General features: G+C 73.5%; 10 protein-coding genes. 7 read left to right on the top strand and 3 right to left on the bottom strand.

The annotated features are described in order from the left end of the window. The first annotated feature begins 153 nt into the window (after window positions 1–153). Window positions 154–708 carry a YbaK/EbsC family protein gene (locus ACFWNV_RS11865; protein ID WP_383944316.1) on the top strand — a complete coding sequence of 185 codons (555 nt, stop codon included), beginning with the start codon at window positions 154–156 and terminating at the stop codon, window positions 706–708. 125 nt (window positions 709–833) lie between these two features. Here ACFWNV_RS11865 and ACFWNV_RS11860 read toward each other — a convergent pair whose 3' ends face one another. Continuing rightward, window positions 834–1,133 (bottom strand): transglycosylase family protein, encoded by a 300-nt coding sequence (locus ACFWNV_RS11860; protein ID WP_383944418.1) that lies wholly within the window; start codon window positions 1,131–1,133, stop codon window positions 834–836. 372 nt (window positions 1,134–1,505) lie between these two features. Here ACFWNV_RS11860 and ACFWNV_RS11855 point away from each other — a divergent pair, with 372 nt between their 5' ends. Further along, a complete protein-coding gene (locus ACFWNV_RS11855) occupies window positions 1,506–2,723 on the top strand; it encodes a 4-hydroxybenzoate 3-monooxygenase (protein WP_383944313.1) in 1,218 nt (405 codons plus the stop codon). Between the two features lie 220 nt (window positions 2,724–2,943). Next, window positions 2,944–4,716, top strand: a complete 1,773-nt coding sequence (locus ACFWNV_RS11850) for a methyltransferase (RefSeq protein WP_383944415.1) — start codon at window positions 2,944–2,946, stop codon at window positions 4,714–4,716. 58 nt (window positions 4,717–4,774) lie between these two features. On the opposite strand, the gene ACFWNV_RS11845 is transcribed toward ACFWNV_RS11850, so the two are convergent. After that, a complete protein-coding gene (locus ACFWNV_RS11845) occupies window positions 4,775–5,107 on the bottom strand; it encodes a nuclear transport factor 2 family protein (protein WP_383944310.1) in 333 nt (110 codons plus the stop codon). A 296-nt stretch (window positions 5,108–5,403) separates the two neighbouring features. Between ACFWNV_RS11845 and ACFWNV_RS11840 the strand changes: the two genes are divergently transcribed. Beyond that, on the top strand, window positions 5,404–8,754 hold the full coding sequence (locus tag ACFWNV_RS11840; RefSeq protein WP_383944307.1) for a BTAD domain-containing putative transcriptional regulator: 3,351 nt from the start codon (window positions 5,404–5,406) through the stop codon (window positions 8,752–8,754). Window positions 8,755–8,776: 22 nt separating this feature from the next. Here the strand turns inward: ACFWNV_RS11840 and ACFWNV_RS11835 are convergent, their stop codons facing one another. Continuing rightward, window positions 8,777–8,959, bottom strand: a complete 183-nt coding sequence (locus ACFWNV_RS11835) for a hypothetical protein (RefSeq protein WP_383944304.1) — start codon at window positions 8,957–8,959, stop codon at window positions 8,777–8,779. A 331-nt stretch (window positions 8,960–9,290) separates the two neighbouring features. Here ACFWNV_RS11835 and ACFWNV_RS11830 point away from each other — a divergent pair, with 331 nt between their 5' ends. From ACFWNV_RS11830 to ACFWNV_RS11820, 3 genes are all read left to right on the top strand, one after another. After that, window positions 9,291–10,688: a helix-turn-helix domain-containing protein gene (locus ACFWNV_RS11830; protein ID WP_383944301.1), complete on the top strand. Its 1,398-nt coding sequence runs from the start codon at window positions 9,291–9,293 to the stop codon at window positions 10,686–10,688. 208 nt (window positions 10,689–10,896) lie between these two features. Beyond that, on the top strand, window positions 10,897–17,313 hold the full coding sequence (locus tag ACFWNV_RS11825) for an amino acid adenylation domain-containing protein (RefSeq protein WP_383944297.1): 6,417 nt from the start codon (window positions 10,897–10,899) through the stop codon (window positions 17,311–17,313). Further along, window positions 17,310–18,143 (top strand): thioesterase II family protein, encoded by an 834-nt coding sequence (locus ACFWNV_RS11820; protein ID WP_383944295.1) that lies wholly within the window; start codon window positions 17,310–17,312, stop codon window positions 18,141–18,143. The genes ACFWNV_RS11825 and ACFWNV_RS11820 overlap by 4 nt, the downstream gene beginning before the upstream one ends. Window positions 18,144–18,182 lie beyond the last annotated feature (39 nt).

Here is an 18,182-nt window from a genome sequence, read left to right as displayed (position 1 = left end):
GGTCAGCCAGGGTGCGAGGCCGGTCGGACAGGGGTCCACACCGGCCGCCGCGTGCCCTCTGTACCCACCTCGGTCCGCCACTTCCGGAGCCGGGAGGATCCCCCGGCGACCAGGGCCCGCGGGGCCCTGCGGGCACGGTGCTAGCGTGCCCGCATGCGTACCCCCATCGGGCCGTTCGACAACGCCGTGCCCGCCCCCGACTGCCTCGCCGAGCTCACCCCGCCCGTGGCGCGAGCGGTCGACGGCTGGCGGGGAGACGTACCCGCCGCACAGATCCTCTACGTCGACACCGACCCGGACATCGCCGACACGGCCGCCTTCGTGGCGCACTTCGGTGCGGAACTGCTGGACCAGTCAGCGAACTGCGTGGTCGTGGCCGCGAAGCGCGGCGGGGAGACCACCCTCGCAGCCTGTCTGGTGCCCTCCGCCGCCCGCGTCGACGTGAACGGCGCCGTCCGCCGTCATCTGGGGGCGCGCAAGGTCTCCTTCGCCCCGATGGACACGGCAGTGCAGCTGACGGGCATGGAGTACGGCGGCATCACCCCTCTGGGACTTCCGGACGACTGGCCGCTGCTGGTGGACCCGGCCGTCCGCGACATGCCGTACGTGTTGATCGGCAGCGGGCGCCGCCGCGGGAAACTCATCGCACCCGGACGGCTGTTCACGGAGATTCCGGGCGCCGAGGTGATCGACGGCCTCGCTCTCTGAATTCCCGTACTGTGCCGACGAGTTGACGTCAGCCGACCGTCAACGAGGCAACGCCCGGCGCGCTTCGGGACACCCGGCCCGTACCGCTCCGACGGGGCGTCAGGAACGCCCCGTCGGAGCGTCCGTCACCTGCGTCGTGCGCAGGTCCAGGCCCCCATTCCCTGGATCCTGGCGAGCCTCCTCGCCGTGGCGATCTGCTCCGCCTTCGTGGCGAGATCGGCGCGTGGTGCGTACTTGCGGCCTCCCGCCGCGTTCCAGCTCGACTGGGTGAACTGCAATCCGCCGTAATGGCCGTTGCCGGTGTTCGCCCGCCAATTTCCCCCGGATTCACATCGGGCGATGGCATCCCAGTCGGGGCCCTGTTTGGAGTGGACCGCGGCGGCACGAGCCCCAGTCGCGTCCAAGAGCGGTACTGCCAAGACCATGACCAGGACGAGCAGTTGACCGACCCTGCTCCGCCTTCGCCGGTCCTTCCGGTAGCTCGACATCAGTCCTCCTTCGCTGTTGGGGCGGACCTGCCGCAAACAGCGGGCGGGCCCGCGTACGACCCCGCCTTCGGGTCGTGGCCACAGCACAGCACGGACCGGCCTATTTCCAGCCGCACTTACCACCGGGGAAGGGGCAACGCCACCCGAACGGACGCCCTACAGGCCCCGTGCAGCCCCAACCGGCTTCCGTGAGCGGATCGGAAGAACCCACCACGGACGTTCCGGCATTACGACGATTTTCACCCTATTGCTGCATGCGGGTCATTGGTGATCTTCCTCCGGTTTTTCCGTGCTTATGATTCCCGCGCCATGACAGAAAGTCAGAATTGTCGACGCTTACGCACCTCGGCCGATGTGGTCGTCCTCGGTGCCGGCCCCGCCGGCCTGGTGCTCGCCAACCTCCTACTCGCCGCCGGGATCGACTGCGTCGTTCTCGAACGCGCCGACCGCTCGCACGTCCAGACCCGGGCCCGGGCCGGGTTCCTCGCGCCGAACACCGTACGGATCCTGGACCGCCACGGCCTCGCCGACGGCCTGCACCGGCACGGACGCACCCACGGCACGTGCGAGTTCCGCACCGGGGACGGCCGCTTCCGGCTCGACTACGGCTCCCTGGGCCGGGGTGAGCGGCACACCGTCTACCCGCAGCAGAACCTGGTCACCGACCTCCTGACCCACTACCTCGACGCCGGCGGCCGGATCCAATTCGAGACCGAGGCACTTTCGGTCCACGACGCCGACGGAGTCCGGCCCCACGTCACCACCCGGGAGCCGGACGGCCGCCCCACCCGCTGGGACGCCCGGTACGTCGCAGGCTGCGACGGCCGCCACGGCGCGTCCCGCCGCTCGCTGCCGCCCGGCGCGATCCGCCACCACCACGACCACGGAGTGAGCTGGCTCGGCCTGCTCGCCGAAGCTCCGCCCAGCCTCGACGCCGTCGGCTACGCCGTCCACGACCGCGGCTTCGCCGGCCACATGGCCCGCAGCCCGCAGGTCACGCGGTACTACCTGCAGTACCGGCGCGGCGCTCCCGCCGACGCCTGGTCCGAAGAACGGATCTGGGACGAACTCGACCTGCGGATGGGCGCCGCGGAGCACGGTCCGCTGCGCCGGGGGCCGATCATCGAGCGCGGCGTCGTCGACCTGGCCTGCGAGGTGATCGAACCGCTGCGCCACGGCTCGCTCCTGCTCGCCGGCGACGCCGCGAGCCTGACCGCGCCGGCCGCCGCGAAGGGCGCGAACCTCGCCGTACTGGAGGCGGAGATCCTGGCCGGGGCGCTCGCCGAGACCCTCACCGGAGGGGACGGCACAGCCCTCGACCGGTACTCGGCGCAGAGTCTGGCGCACATCTGGCGCGCGCAGGAGTTCACCCAGTGGATGACCGGGCTGCTGCACGTGGTCCCGGGCCGGGAGGACCCCTCAGGCGGATCGTTCTTCCAGGCTTCCCTGCGGCGCGCCCGCCTCGACTCCCTGCGCACGTCCCGCGCCCACCAGGACTGGTTCGCCGAGAACTACGTCGGCATGTGACCACCGCCGTTCCCCGCACCGCCCCCGCACCGTCCCCTTCCCTCCCCTCCCCTTCCCTCGCTCGACCACCGCACAGCCGGTCCGCCCTGCCCTGCTCCCGCCCGGGCACCCGCCCCAGCACCACCCGAGGAACTCCGCGATGACGACGACCCTCCCCGACGAAGCGACGCGCCCCGCCGTACCGCCGCTGCGAGGCGAAACGATGCTTCCCGGCAGCCCAATGCCTCCGGACGCCTCGACGCCTCCCGACGGCACGACGTCCGCCGACGGAACGGTGCTCCCGGACGACACGGCCCGCCTGCGCGCGGCCGTCGCCTTCGTACGGGACCACGACACCGCCACCCTGCTGCCCCTCCTGCTGCCCGGTCTGTGCGGTCCGGAGCTGGAGTCCCTGGCCCCGCACTGCCGCTTCGCCCACGCCGGCCTGCTGCTCTTCCCCACCGACGCGCAGGACCTGCGCCGCCGGCTCGCCGACTGCGGGCTCGCCGCCGACACCCCGTCCCAGCCCAGCGTCGTCGTACGGGAGCGGCTCGCCCGGCGCCACGGCCGCGATCTGGCCGACCTCGACGTCAGGATCCTGCGTCCCCGCGTCCAGGGCCCGGCCGGAGAGCGCCGTGCGGTGGAGGTGTTCGCCCTGACGGTGCCCGCGGACTCGGACCTCGAAGCGATCGCCGCGCACGAACGAGCCCGGGGCCACGAGGCGCACCTCGCCCTCGAACTGGAGCATCCGGACCCCCTGGTGCTGCGCGGCCTGTGCGCGGTGCTCGCCCGGCACGGCGCCCGCCCCGACGGCGGCGGGTACAACCCGCACGAGGACGGCACCGTCCTCTACTTCACCACCCCCGCGGCCGGGGCGTGCGGCTACCGCCGTCTGGAGCTCTATACGCCCGGCGACCACCGGGACGCCCTCCGCGACCACCTCTGCGCGCAACCGCGGGAGCGCCCGGACGCGGGCGGGCCCGCCGAGACGCTCCTGCGCCTCCTCACCGGAGCGTGGACCACCCAGGCGCTCGCCGCGTTCGCGCGCCTGGGCCTGCCCGACGCCATGGACCCGTACGCGGCCACCGGCATCCGGGAGCTCGCCCGGCGTACCGGCACCCGGCCCGAGAACCTCGCCACGCTCCTGCGCTACCTCTCGATGCTCGACGTCGTGGCCGGGGACACCGATCGAGCCGAAGACACCGATCAAGAGGAAAGCTTCCGCCTCACCCCGCTCGGGGCCCTGCTCCGCTCGGACTCCCCGGACACGATGCGCCCGCTGGCCCTGATGTACGGGGGCCCCTTCTACGGGTCCTTCGCCGCCCTCGACCACACCGTAAGGACCGGACAGCCCGCGTTCGACCACCTTTTCGGCGAGAACCACTTCGACCATTTCGCACGCGACCCCGAACTCGCCGACCTCTTCGACCGTTCCATGGCGGCCAGTTCGCGGATGTTCCAGCCGCTCCCGGACCACCCCGTGATCACCGCCGCGGCCCGGGCGTCCGCCCCGCGGACCGTCGTCGACGTGGCCGGCGGCAACGGCGAGCTGCTCGGGCGCATCCTGACCGCACACCCGGGGCTGCGGGGCACGCTCCTGGAGCGCCCGCACGCCGTCGAGGCCGCCCGCCGCTCGCTCGACGCCGCGGGCTGCGGCGACCGCTGCGCCTACCGCAGCGGGGACTTCGCGGACATGCCGTCCGGCGGCGACGTGTACGTCCTCTCCCGCATCCTGCACGACTGGGACGACGACCGGTGCCGGGAGATCCTGCGCCACTGCGCCCGCGCGATGCCCGACCACGCCGACCTGCTGATCGTCGAACGGCTGCTGCCCGCCGACGGTTCCCCCTCGCTGGCCACGGCCTGGGACCTCCACATGATGTGCAACGTCGGCGGGCGCGAACGCCGGGCCGAGCACTACGCCCGGCTGCTCGCCGACGCCGGGCTGGAATTGGTCGGCCGCACCCCGCTCCCCTTGGAGGCGTACGTCCTGCACGCCCGCAAGGCTCGGTAGGCGGGTTCGGGGGTAAGGAGCCCCGCGTGAAGGCCCGTTGACGTGCCGGCCGGCCCGGTCAGCCCGTCCGGGCGGAGTAGTAGCGCCGGCAGGCGCGGAGCATTCCCTCGTCGGAGAGGGTGAACACGTCGACGAAGTCCCGCTGCTGCGGGGCGAGTCGGCCCATCGCGACCACGCAGTCCCCCTCGGCGACGATCCGGGTGATGTGGTGCCGGGCCCCGGCGCCCCGGGGGGCTTCCAGCTCGGGTCCCAGGCTCCCCGCGTGCAGGAGGGACCCGTAGCCGTCGAGGTCCCCGCTGTCGAGGTAGTGGTACGCGAGGCGGACGTGGTCGACCCCGGAGTCGGTGATGACGGGGCTGGGCGGGATCCGCCTCGGGTGCCGGGTGGTCATGGGGGTCCTTTCGTACGGCCGCGTCCCCTCCGGGGGCGGCAGGTACACCGTCCTCCAGGCGCGCAACTCGGGGCTATCCCCGGCCTATCACCGGGACGGGGCTACGCGGCGCCACCACCGGGCCGCGATGGCCTGAACTGCACTGTCGCGTTCATCGCCACGAAATCTCCACACCATGGACAACCGCAGACGTGTTCGGGAAGACTGACCACCGCTCCACCCGTCTTCCCTCCCGGCTCGACCGCGTCGTGCACGCGGGGCGAGCGGGATCAGGTATGCCCCCAGCTGGGAGTCTCATGACCGTTTCGCCCGGCGGGGTTCCGCAGACCCCTGACTCGGTGGTGTTCCGTCTCCTCGGACCGTTACAAGTGACCGGTCTCGGCGGTCCGGTACGCATACCGCCCGGTCGGCAGGAGGTCATCCTGGCCGCCCTGCTGCTCGAGGCGAACCGCGTGGTGAGCACCGACTACCTCGTCGACCTGATCTGGGACGACGAGCCCCCGGACACGGCCCGCACCCAGGTGCAGATCTGCGTGTCGCGGCTGCGCAAGCTGTTCAGCACGGCGGTGGTGCCGGCGGCGATCACCACCCGGCCACCGGGGTACGTCCTCAAGACGGAGGGCGACCTCGTCGACTCCGCCCTGTTCGCCCGCGCGGCGGCCGAGGCACGTGCGCTGGCCAAGCAGGGGGCCCTGGGCGAGGCCGCGGAACTACTGCGCACAGCAAGCGAGTTGTGGCAGGGAGACTGCCTCAGCGGGGTGTCGAGCGACACCCTGCGGAGCAAGGCCCTGCAATGGGACGAGGAACGCCTCACGGTGGCCGAGACCCGCATCGGGCTGGAACTGGAACTGGGACGGCACCACCAGCTCGTCGGCGAGATCCAGTTGCTGGTGAGGGTGCACCCGCTGCGGGAGCGGCTGCGCGGGCAGCTGATGCTCGCCCTGTACCGCTCGGGGCGGCAGGCGGAGGCGCTGGAGAGCTACCGGGTCGGACGCGAGCTGCTGGTGGAGGAGCTCGGCCTGGAGCCGGGATCCGAACTGCGGGCGCTGGAATCAGCCATCCTTGCCGGTGAAGTCACCCCACCGTCGCGGCCCGGGGCGGGCGACTACGGCACCGGAGGTCCGGCCCGGAGTACGGGTACGGGTACGGGTACGGGTACGGGTACGGGTACGAGCGCTCCTTCGCCCGGTGCCGCTCCCCCGGCGGCGGTACCGGTCCCCGCCGCGGCGGGCGCAGCGACTGCGGCGGCCCTCGCCGCCGGCGAGGCGCCCGGGCCGGAGCGGCCCGCCCTGCTGCCGCCCGCGCTCCCGTCCGCGTCCGGCGCAGCCTCGTACCGGGAGGAGATTCCGCGCCAACTCCCCGCCGACACCTCCGATTTCGTCGGGGACGAGGCGCTGATCGAGGCGATCGAACGGACGCTGCTCGCCGAGGGCGGCCGGGCGGTGGGCCTGGCCGTGGTCGTGGGCAAGCCGGGCACCGGCAAGTCCACGCTGGCCACGCACATCGCACACCGGCTCAGCGAGAACGCCTTCCCCGACGGCCAGTTGTACTGCGATCTGCGCGGTACCGGCACTCCGGCGACCTCCTCCGAGGTGCTCGGCCGGTTCCTGCGCGCACTCGGCATCCCCGGGCCCGTGATCCCCGAATCGCAGGACGAGCGCGCCGAGATGTACCGCACCCTGATGGCGTCGCGGCGGGTGCTGGTGGTCCTCGACGACGCGGCGTCGGAGAGCCAGATCCGCCCGTTGCTGCCGGGGAACCGCAGCTGCGCCGTGCTCGTCACCAGCAGGGTCCGGCTGACCGGCCTGCCGGGCGCGCACCGCGTGGAACTCGACGTGATGAGCACCGAACACGCGCTGGAACTGCTGGTACGGGTGATCGGCGAGGACCGGGTGGGGCGCGAAGGGGCTTCCGCCGAGGCCCTGATCCGTACGGTGGGCGGACTGCCGCTGGCCCTGCGGATCGTCGCCGCCCGGCTGGCGGCCCGGCCGCACTGGACGCTCGCCTCGATGGTGCACCGCCTCGCCAACGAACGGCACCGCCTCGACGAACTGACCCACGGCGAAATGACGATGCGCGCGAGCCTCTCGCTCACGCACGACGGCCTGGCCGCGGCGGACCGCCGACTGCTGCGGCTGCTGAGCCTCGCGAAGGGGCCGACCCTCCCGGGCTGGCTGGCCGGGGCGCTGCTGGACGACGACCGCCCCTTCCCCTGCGACCTCCTCGAACCGCTCGTCGACGTACAGATGCTGGACGTCGTCGGGGTCGAGTCCACCGGCGGCTTCCGCTACCGCTTCCACGAGATCATCCGGGTGTTCGCGCGGGAGCAGCTCGCCGCGCACGACGAGCCCGCCGCGCAGACGTCGGCGCTCGGGCGGATGCTGGGCGGCTGGCTGTCGCTGGCCGAACAGGCCCACCGCCGCATCTACGGCGGGGACTTCACCGTGCTCCACGGCAGCGCACCGCGCTGGGAGCCGCCCGCTCCGTGCGTGGACGAACTCCTCGTCGATCCGCTGGAGTGGCTCGACAGCGAGCACGCGAACCTGGTCCAGGCCGTCGAGCACGCGGCGGCGGCGCAGATGGACGAACTGTGCTGGGACCTGGCAACGACGCTGACGACCCTGTTCGAGGGCCGGGGCTACTTCGACGACTGGGAGCGCACGCACCGGCTGGCGCTGGAGGCCGTCCGGGCCGCGGGCAACAAGCGCGGTACCGCGGCCCTGCTCAGCTCGATGGGTGTACTGCACCTCGGCCGCAGCCAGAAGGAGGAGTCCCGGGCGGCGCTGACCTCGGCGCTCGGGCTGTTCCAGGAGCTGGGCGACCCCCACGGGCTGGCGCTGTGCCACCGCGACCTGGCCCTGCTGGAACGGATGCAGGGCAACGAGGACCACGCGCTCACCCTGTACGACCGGGCGCTGCGGGATTTCGACCGGGTCGGTGACGTGGTGGGCCGGGCCATCGTCCTGACGCAGAGCGCGCAGATCTGGATGGTGCGCGGCCAGGCCTCGGCCGCGCAGGACCGGCTGGACGAGGCGCTCGGCATCTACCGTTCGGTGGGGTACACGGGCGGACAGGCCCGCACGCTGCGCAGGGCGGGCCAGCTGTCGCAGGCCCGCGGCGAACACGAGCGCGCGGTACGGACGTTCACCGAGGTGCTGGAGCTGTGCCGGGACAGCGGTGACGTGATCGGCGAGGGGCACCTGCTGCGGGACCTGGGTCATGCGCACGCGGAGCTCGGCCGTGGTGAGGCCGCCCGGGGGTTCTACGCGCAGGCGCTGTCGGTCCGCGAGCAGATCATGGACCAGGGCGGGGCGGCGCTGGTGCGGCTGGATCTGGCGAGGCTGCTGGTGGCGAGCGGGGGCGCCGGTGAGCGCTCGCGGTCGCGGGAGCTGCTGGAGAGTTCGGTACGGGTGTTCCGCGAGCGGCGGATGGACGCGGAACTCACCGAGGCGATGCGGCTGCTGGGTTCGGCCGCGCTGCCGGCCAGGCCGGTCGTGGTCCAGATGCCCGGCCAGATCACCGGTGGCGCTCCTGCGAACCCGGGCCTGGGGGCGGGTCTGGGCTCGGCGGCAAGTCTGGGCTCGGTGGCGGGGCTGAGCTCGGCGGCCCCTCATACACCGGCGAGCGGAGCCGCTGCCGGGGTCTGACACCGGGCCGGCGGGGGGGACGTCAGTCCCACGGGTTGGTGTCCGTGGTGGTGCTCGGGGAGGGGGTGGCCTGCGGGGCCGGGTTGCCGGCCGTGGTGGCGGGGGCGACGGGGCCGTCGGCCTGGGCGACCTGGGTACCGAGCACCGCGGCTCCGGCGATGGCGACGGTGACGAGGGCGGTGCGGAAGGCGGTGGCGAGCGTCATTTCTGAGTCCCTTCGTCGGTGCGCTCCGGGTCTTCCGGGGCGCTTCCTTCGTTCTGGGACAGACATTAGGAAGAGCCGGAATCCCCGCACCGGCCCTCTCCCTATCCCCGCGCTATCACGGAACTCCGTGCGCCGTGATAGCCGCGGGCCCGCCCGCCGATAGCGGCGCCGGGCGGGGCCGCGCCGGGCCCGCCCGGTGATAGGGCGGCCCACCGGAGGCGGTTCGTCCGGGGATGCCGGGGCGATAGCGCGCTGCCGACGATAGGGATCAGGAACCGGGCCGCATCACCCCAGGCCCTGTCGTTCCCCACCACCACCGCCGGGAGCGCACATGCACAGCACGGCCGTCGCCGCCGCAGTCCCCCTCGCACAGGAGGCCACCCGACTGGGGGTCCTGATCCGGGCCCACCGGCTGCGGATCGGGCTCACCCAGCGGGAGCTGGCCGACCTGTCCACCATCAGCGTCCGCGCCATCCGCGATCTGGAGCAGGGCAAGGCGAGACGGCCCCGCCCCGACACCCTGCGCCTGATGGCCGACGCGCTGCGACTGGGTCCGCGGGCCCGGGCCTCCCTCGAGGCGGCCGTCCACCGGGGGCGGGCGACCGGTGCGGGCTGGGAGCAGCCGCCCGCACCGCCGACGGCCCTGCACCCGATGGTGGGCCGGGAGGCGGAGCTGGCGGGGCTGGAGCGGGAGCTCTCCTCGGGCGCGGAGCGGCTGGTCCACCTGGTGGGGCTGGCCGGTGTGGGCAAGACGCGGCTGGCGCTGGCGGTGGCCGAGCGGCTGCACGCGGCCGGGATGCCGGTGCTCTGGCACGCCTTCCCCGGTGCGGCGGCCGACCACTTGGGCTGCGCGGACGGCGAGCCCGCGGCCCGGGTCGCGGCTGCGGTCGCCGAGCTGCTCGCACCGGAGACCGCAGCGGAGACCGCATCGGAGACCAAAGCAGCGGCCGCAGGCGCCTCGGGCTCACCGAGCGCGGTCGACTCCCTGGCCGAACTACTGGGTGATCAGAGCGTATTGCTGGTGCTCGACGGCGCTGCGGCGGGTGTGGCCCGGTGCGGCCGGCTGACGGGCCTGCTGCGCGCCTGCCCGGGCCTGCGGCTGCTGGTGACCTCCGACCAGCCGTGGGAGGTGCCGGGTGAGCGGATCTTCCTGCTGGCGCCGCTGGAGGTGCCCGCCGCCGGGGCGGTGGACGCGTCGGCTCCCGCGGTGAGGCTGTTCCTCGACCATGTCCGGCGGGTACGGCCGGAGTTCGTCCCGACGGCGGCCGACGCGGAGCGGGCGGCGTGGATCAGCCGGCGGCTGGACGGGCATCCGGGGGCACTGGCCGCGGCCGCCTCCTGGCTGGTCGTGTGCGATCTGCCCGCGCTGTGCCACAGCCTCGACGAGGACCCGGTGGCCCTGCTCGACCACTTGGGCGGCCGGCCGGGGGCCGACGGGCTCCGCGGTGTGCTGCGCCACCGGCTGGACCGGCTCTCGCCCGCCGCGCGGGAGCTGCTGGAGGCGCTGTGCGGCCGGTCCGGGGAGGAGTTCGAGCTGGCCGGGATCACCGCCCTCACCGGCGGCGGCCTGGCGGAGTCCGGCCGGCTGCTGCGCGAGCTGCTGATCAGCGGTGTGGTGCGCGCCGCGCACGAGGGCGGCAGCTCCCGCTTCCGGGTCCTGGGCCTGGTCCGGGCCGCGTGCCCGGCCGCCGTCGCGGAGCCCCGTACGGCTGCCGCCACTGCCGCCTGAACTGCTGGCCGAGTGCCGGAGCAACTGCCGCCCGCCCCGGGAGCCCGCCGGTTGGATGGCGTACGGCCGGACCGCACGGCAGAACCCGGACCCGCACGGCAGAACCCGGACAGCACGGCAGGACCCCGGACCCGCACGGCAGGACCCGGACCGGCGTCCGGACCCCGCTCGACCGCCCGCCACGGAGACCATTTTGAGGAGCACCGGCATGTCCCCCAAGCCCGCTGAACCGAGCAGCACCGCGCACGGGCCGGTCGCTGCGCGACTGCCGCTGTCGGCGGCGCAACGCGACATCTGGATGGCCCACGGACTCGACGCCTCCGGCTGCCGCTACAACATCGGGGAGTACCGCGAGATCCTGGGCGACCTCGATCCGCAGCTGCTCGCCCGGGCCTGGTACCAGCTGGCCCGCGAGGCGGACGCGCTGCGCATCCGGGGCACCGGTGCGGACGAGGACGGCTCCCTGTGGCAGCTGGTGCGGGCCGAACCGGGCGACCGGCGGCTGGAGTTGCTGGACTTGAGCGGTGAGGCGGACCCCGCGGGTGCGGCCCGGGACCGGATGGACGCGGAGCTGGCCCGGCCCTTCGACCTCGCGGACGGCTGGCTGACCCGGCACGTCCTGATCGATGCGGGAACCGCGCCCGGCGGCGAACGGCGCTGGTTCTACTTCCACGCCTTCCACCACCTGGCCGTCGACGGCCTGGGTGTCGCCCTGATGGATCAGCGGCTGGTGGAGCTGTACGAGCGGGCGGCGGCCGGCGAGCCCTGGGGGCCGAGCCCGTTCGGGACGCTGGAGGCCCTGTTCGCCGAGGACGCGGAGTACCGGACCTCGCCGGAGGCGGCGGCGGACCGGGCGCACTGGGCCGGGCACCTCGCGGGGCTGCCGCAGACCCCGCGGCTCGGCGAAGGCCGCAGCGGCGGGCCGGTGCCGGGTGCGCTGCCCTTCGTACGGCGCACCGTGGTGCTGCCGCCGGACCGGGCGGACCGGCTGCGGGCGGTGGCGCGGGCGCAGCGGGCACCGTGGACGATGCTGGTGATCGCTCTCGTCGCGGCCTACGTGCACCGGGTGAGCGGGAGCTCCGAGCCGGTGCTCGGCCTACCGGTGACGGGGCGGCGTACGGAACTGGCCCGGCGCACACCGGGGATGATGTCGAACGTGGTGCCGCTGCGGGTGCCGGTGGCACCCGAAGGCACGCTCGCCGAGCTGCTGGCGGCCGTGGTCAAGGAGACCCGGCAGGGTCTGGCGCACCAGCGCACGCGGTACGAGGACATGTGCCGGGACCTGGGTGTAGGCGAGTCGGAGCGGCGGATCACGGCCCCGCTGGTCAACATCATGGCGTTCACCCCCGGGATGCGGTTCTGCGGCTTCCCGACGATTCAGCACAACTTGAGCAACGGTCCCGTGGAGGACCTGGCGGTCGGTGTCTACGACCTGGGGCCCGAGGACGGGCTCCGGATCGACTTCGATGCGGCGCCGCAGGTCTGCGACCTCGCCGCGGTGGCCGGGCACCAGGACCGGTTCCTGCGCTTCGTGACGACGGCGCTCGACTCCGATCTCGAAGTACCGCTACCCGAGGTGGAGTTGCTCGGTCAGGCCGAGCGGCGCCAGGTGCTGGAGGAGTGGACCGGCCGGCGCACCGACATCGGGGAAGACACCCTCGTGGACCGCTTCGAGGAGCAGGCCCGCACCCGCCCCGGCGCCCGCGCCCTGGTCTTCGGCGACGAGGAACTCACCTACGCCGAACTCGACACCCGCGCCAACCGACTCGCCCACCACCTCACCGAACACGGCCTCGCACGCGGCGACTTGGCAGGCATCCTGCTCGACCGCGGCACCGAGTTCGCCGTCGCCCTCCTCGCCGTCCTCAAGACCGGCGCCGGATACGCACTCCTGGACCCCGAGTTCCCCGACGAACGACTCGCCGGCACGGCCGTCGAGGCCGGTCTGCGGGTGCTGGTGAGCGACGGGCCGCACCATGCCCGGGTGGCCGGACCCTGGACGACCGTCCTGGTCGACGCCGAGAGCGGGGCCGTCGCGCGGCAGCCGTCCACGCCCCTGGGCATCTGGCTGACGCCCGCCGACACGGCCTGCGTGATGTTCACGTCCGGCTCCACCGGACGCCCGAAGGGCATCCTCTCCTCCCACCGCAACCTCGTCTCCACCCTCACCGCCCAGACCTACGCGCACTTCGGTCCGGAGGAAGTCTTCCTCCAGTGCTCCCCTGTCTCCTGGGACGCTTTCAGCCTCGAATTCTGGGGCGCCCTCCTGCACGGCGGCACCACCGTCCTCCAACCCGGGCAGCGCCCCGAACCCGCGGCCATCGCCGCGCTGGCCCCGAGCCGGGGCGTCACGATGCTCCAGCTGTCCTCCAGCCTCTTCAACTTCCTGACCGACGAGCACCCGGAGACCTTCGCCACCACCCGGATCGTCTACACGGGCGGCGAACCCGCCTCCCCCACCCACGTCCACCGCCTCCACTCCCTCCACCCGGACCTGACCATCACCAACGGCTACGGCCCCGCCGAATCCATGGGCTTCACCACCACCCACCCCGTCCCGGCCACGGCCGAGGTGACGGGCACGGTGTCCATCGGACGGCCGCTGACGAACAAGCACGCCTACGTCCTCGACGCGCGACTGCGCCCCTCGCCGCCCGGCACCACCGGCGAGCTTTACCTGGCCGGCGACGGCCTCGCACACGGCTATCTCGCCCAGCCCGGCACCACCGCGGCCAGCTTCCTGCCCAACCCCTACGGCCCGCCCGGCTCCCGCCTCTACCGCACCGGCGACCAGGCCCACTGGGACACCGAAGGCAACCTCCACTACACCGGCCGCACTGACACCCAGATCAAGATCCGCGGCTTCCGCGTGGAACCCACCGAGATCGAGACCGTGCTGACCGGCCATCCCCGCATCGCCCAGGCCACCGTGGTGCACACCACCCACCTGACGGCCTACGTCACCCTGGTACCCGGCACAGGGTCCGCCGCGGGACCCGGCACAGGCCCCGCCGCCCTGAAGAGCTGGCTGCGCGAGCGGCTCCCGGAGCACATGGTCCCGGCGCAGTTCGCGGTACTGGACCGGCTGCCGCTCACCCCGAACGGGAAGATCGACAAGCGGGCCCTGCCGGCCGTCGAGCTTCCGCTGACGGCCGGCGGCCGCCAGCCCCGTACCGAGCTGGAGGAGATCGTCCGGACCCTGGTCAGCGAGGTCCTCGGCTCCCCGGCCCCGCTCTCCATCGACGACGGGTTCTTCGACCACGGCGGCCACTCGCTGCTGGCCGCCCGTCTGGTCAACCGGATCGGCTCCACGCTCGGCGTCGCCCTCACCCTGCGCGACGTCTTCCAGCACCCCACCCCGGCGGCGCTGGCCCGCCAGGTCACGGCCGCCTCGGGCCGGCCCGTGCTGCCTCCGCTGGCCCGGGCCGCCGTGCGGCCCGAGCGGCTGCCGCTGTCCTTCGCCCAGCAGCGTCTCTGGCTGGTGTCGGGTCTGCAGGAGCAGGGGACCTCGTACAACGTGCCGATGACGGTGCGGCTGGACGGCGCCGTGGACGTGGCGGCGCTGCGGGCCGCCTTCGGTGACCTCGTCGGCCGGCACGAGCCGCTGCGAACCCGGTTCACCACCGTGGACGGCGACCCCCGGCAGGTCGTCGACCCGGCAGGGCCGGCCGTGTTCGAGGTCCGTACGGTGGCCCCGCACGCGCTGGACGCCGAACTGCTGTCGGCTGCCCGGCACTCCTTCGACCTGGCCGCCGAACATCCCTTGCGGGCGACGCTGTTGCGGACCGGGGAGACCGATTCCACCCTGCTCGTCCTGATGCACCACATCGCCACCGACGGCCAGTCGCTGCGCCCGCTCTTCGACGACCTGTCGGCCGCATACGCGGCGCGCCGGGAGGACCGCGCCCCCGACTGGGCCCCGCTGCCCGCGGACTACGCCGACTACGCGCTCTGGCAGCGCGCCGCGCAGGCCGACGGCGGGGTGCTGGAGGGCCAACTGGCCTACTGGAAGTCGGCGCTGGGCGGGCTGCCGGAGGAGCTCGGGCTGGTCACCGACCGGCCGCGGCCCGCGGTGGCCGGGCAGCGCGGCGGGGCGGTGCGCGTGGACTTCGGGCGCCGCCTGCACAAGCGGATCGTCGAGCTGGCGCGCGCCGAACGGTGCACCCCGTTCATGGTGGTGCAGGCGGCGCTGGCCGCGCTCCTGACCCGGATGGGCGCGGGGACGGACATCCCCCTCGGCTCACCGGTCGCGGGACGGACGGACGAGGCCCTGTCGGACCTGGTGGGCTTCTTCGTCAACACGCTCGTGCTGCGGACCGACACCTCGGGCGATCCTGCCTTCCGCGAGTTGCTGGCCCGGGTGCGGGCCGCCGACCTGGACGCCTTCGCCCATCAGGACGCCCCCTTCGACCTGGTGCTGGAGGCCGTCAATCCGACGCGTACGCTGGCCCGGCACCCGCTGTTCCAGATCTGCCTGGCCCTGGAGTCGGGCCCCGCGGTCACCCCGGACCTGCCGGGCCTGCGGGCCGGGGCCGCGGAGCCGCTGGCGACGGGCGCGGTCAAGTTCGACCTGGAGTTCCTGCTGCGGGCCGAGCCGGACGGGCCGCTGACGGGTGCGGTGCTGTACAGCTCCGACCTGTACGAGCACGGCACCGTGGAGCGGCTGGCGGACATGCTGCGGCGCACGCTGGAACACGTCGTGGCCGCCCCGGAAGTCGCCTTGTCGGAGCTGGAGTTGCTCGGTGAGGCCGAGCGGCGCCAGGTGCTGGAGGAGTGGACCGGCCGGCGCACCGCCATCGGCGAGGACACCCTCGTGGACCGCTTCGAGGAGCAGGCCCGCACCCGCCCCGGCGCCCGCGCCCTGGTCTTCGGCGACGAGGAACTCACCTACGCCGAACTCGACACCCGCGCCAACCGACTCGCCCACCACCTCACCGAACACGGCCTGGGTCGAGGCGACTTGGCGGGCATTCTCCTCGACCGCGGCACCCACTTCGCCGTCGCCCTCCTCGCCGTCCTCAAGACCGGCGCCGGATACGCACTCCTGGACCCCGAGTTCCCCGACGAACGGCTCGCGGGGACCGCACGGGACGCGGCGGTCGGCATCCTCGTCACCGACGCGCGCCACCACGCCCGGGTGGCCGGGCCGTGGACCTCCGTGCTCGTGGACTCCGAGGCGGAGGCGATCGGCCGACGATCCGCCACCCGCCCGGGCATACGCCTCACCCCCGCCGACGCGGCCTGCGTGATGTTCACGTCCGGCTCGACGGGTCGCCCCAAGGGGATCCTGTCCTCCCACCGCAACCTCGTCTCCACGGTCACGGCCCAGACCTACGCGCACTTCGGTCCGGAGGAAGTCTTCCTCCAGTGCTCGCCCGTGTCCTGGGACGCCTTCAGCCTCGAATTCTGGGGCGCCCTCCTGCACGGCGGCACCACCGTCCTCCAACCCGGACAGCGCCCCGAACCGGCAGCCATCTCCGCACTGTCGCAGCGCCACTCCGTGACCATGCTCCAGCTGTCCTCCAGCCTCTTCAACTACCTCACCGACGAGCACCCGGACACCTTCACCACCACCCGCATCGTCTACACGGGCGGCGAACCCGCCTCCCCCACCCACGTCCACCGCCTCCACTCCCTCCACCCGGACCTGACCATCACCAACGGCTACGGCCCCGCCGAATCCATGGGCTTCACCACCACCCACCCCATCCCGGTCTCGGACCGCCCGACCCCGACCGTGTCCATCGGCCGGCCGCTCACCAACAAGCAGGCCTACGTCCTGGACGCCCGCCTGCACCCGACACCGCCCGGCGCCACCGGCGAGCTCTACCTCACCGGTGACGGCCTGGCGCACGGCTACCTCGGCCAGCCCGGCACCACCGCGGCGAGCTTCCTGCCCAACCCCTACGGCCCGCCCGGATCCCGCCTCTACCGCACCGGCGACCAGGCCCACTGGGACGCCGAGGGGAACCTCCACTACACCGGCCGCACCGACACCCAGATCAAGATCCGCGGCTTCCGCGTGGAGACGACGGAGATCGAGACCGTCCTCACCACCCACCCGGACATCGCCCAGGCCACCCTCTCGACCCACCCCGACCACCACAACACGCCCCAGCTGACGGCCTACCTCGTCGCGACCGACCCCGGCCTCTCGGGGCAGGACGTCCGGCTCTGGCTGCGCACGCTGCTGCCGGACCACATGGTCCCGGCCTTCGTGGTCCTGCTGGACCGGCTGCCCCTCACCCCGAACGGGAAGATCGACAAGCGGGCCCTGCCCGTCCCCGAGGCGGCCGCCACGGTAGGCGGGCGCGCTCCGCGCACCGAGCTGGAGGCGTCGGTCCTCGCGCACTTCGCCGAGGCCCTGAACACGACGGCGCCGCTCTCCATCGACGACGGCTTCTTCGACCTCGGGGGCCACTCCCTGCTGGCCGCCCGCCTCACCAACCGGATCGGCGCCGCCCTCGGCGTCACCCTCGCCCTCCGCGACGTCTTCCAGCACCCGACACCCGCCACCCTCGCCGCGCGCATAGAGAGCCTGCGCCGGTCCGCCCCGGCGGCGCCCCGCCGGGCCCGGCCCGCGCTCCGCCGCCGCACCCCCGACCAGGAACGGAGTTCCTCATGAGCAACGACACGTACCCGGACTTCACGCCCGCCCCCGACGACGTGGTGTGGGACCTGCCCGGCGAGGGCCCGCAGCGGACCTCGCTGCTGGTCCTGCCGCACGCCGGCGGCAACGCGCACGCGTACGCCGAATGGCGCCGGTACCTGCCCGCCGACGTCCGGCTGCTGATCGGCCAGTACCCCGGCCGGGGCGCCCGCTTCGCCGAGGACCTGCCCCGTACGATCGCCGACCTGGCCGGCCCCGTCGTGGCCTCGCTGCCCGCGGGCACCACCGACGACCTGGTGGTGCTCGGGCACAGCATGGGCTCGCTGGTCGCCTTCGAGGTGGTACGGGCCCTGCAGGCGGCGGGCCGGACCCCGCGGGCCCTGGTCGCCTCGGCCTGCCGGGCCCCCTTCCTCGCCAACCCGTGCGCGGTGCACCCCGAACTCCTGGACGACGACGAACTGGTCGCGGCCATCAAGGAGCGCGGCGGCACCGACGACGGCATCCTCGACGAGCCGGAGCTGCGGGAGATCATCATCCCGTCCATCCGCGCCGACTTCGCGATCGACGACGTCTACCGCTGCGAGGAGTCCGAGGCCCGCGTGGACTGCCCGCTGACGGTGATCGGCGGGGACGCCGACCCGGTCGCCCCGGCCGCCTCGCTGGACCGCTGGGCACAGCTCACCGACCACCCCTTCGCCTCGTTCGTGCTGCCCGGTGGCCACTTCTACTTCCAGGAGCAGCTCCCCGAGTTCTTCGCCGTCCTCGGCACCGTCCTGGACTCCGACCTCGGTTCAGGCCTCGGCTCCGCAGTCGGCGGCCGGGCCACGGCCGGCTCCGCCGCCTGACCGCCCGCCGCTTCCTCCTTCACACCTCGGTCTTTTCAA

The sequence above is a fragment of the Streptomyces sp. NPDC058401 genome, assembly GCF_042722885.1.
Classification (GTDB): Bacteria; Actinomycetota; Actinomycetes; order Streptomycetales; family Streptomycetaceae; genus Streptomyces.
The sequence above is the reverse complement of the archived record's forward strand: the minus strand, read 5'-3'. Positions and strand labels throughout refer to the sequence as shown.

What these genes read in the sequence shown, in the direction of transcription:
- ACFWNV_RS11865 (WP_383944316.1), top strand. Translation starts at nt 154, where the DNA reads ATGCGTACCCCCATCGGGCCGTTCGACAACGCCGTGCCCGCCCCCGAC.
- ACFWNV_RS11860 (WP_383944418.1), bottom strand. Translation starts at nt 1,133, where the DNA reads ATGGTCTTGGCAGTACCGCTCTTGGACGCGACTGGGGCTCGTGCCGCC.
- ACFWNV_RS11855 (WP_383944313.1), top strand. Translation starts at nt 1,506, where the DNA reads ATGACAGAAAGTCAGAATTGTCGACGCTTACGCACCTCGGCCGATGTG.
- ACFWNV_RS11850 (WP_383944415.1), top strand. Translation starts at nt 2,944, where the DNA reads ATGCCTCCGGACGCCTCGACGCCTCCCGACGGCACGACGTCCGCCGAC.
- ACFWNV_RS11845 (WP_383944310.1), bottom strand. Translation starts at nt 5,107, where the DNA reads ATGACCACCCGGCACCCGAGGCGGATCCCGCCCAGCCCCGTCATCACC.
- ACFWNV_RS11840 (WP_383944307.1), top strand. Translation starts at nt 5,404, where the DNA reads ATGACCGTTTCGCCCGGCGGGGTTCCGCAGACCCCTGACTCGGTGGTG.
- ACFWNV_RS11835 (WP_383944304.1), bottom strand. Translation starts at nt 8,959, where the DNA reads ATGACGCTCGCCACCGCCTTCCGCACCGCCCTCGTCACCGTCGCCATC.
- ACFWNV_RS11830 (WP_383944301.1), top strand. Translation starts at nt 9,291, where the DNA reads ATGCACAGCACGGCCGTCGCCGCCGCAGTCCCCCTCGCACAGGAGGCC.
- ACFWNV_RS11825 (WP_383944297.1), top strand. Translation starts at nt 10,897, where the DNA reads ATGTCCCCCAAGCCCGCTGAACCGAGCAGCACCGCGCACGGGCCGGTC.
- ACFWNV_RS11820 (WP_383944295.1), top strand. Translation starts at nt 17,310, where the DNA reads ATGAGCAACGACACGTACCCGGACTTCACGCCCGCCCCCGACGACGTG.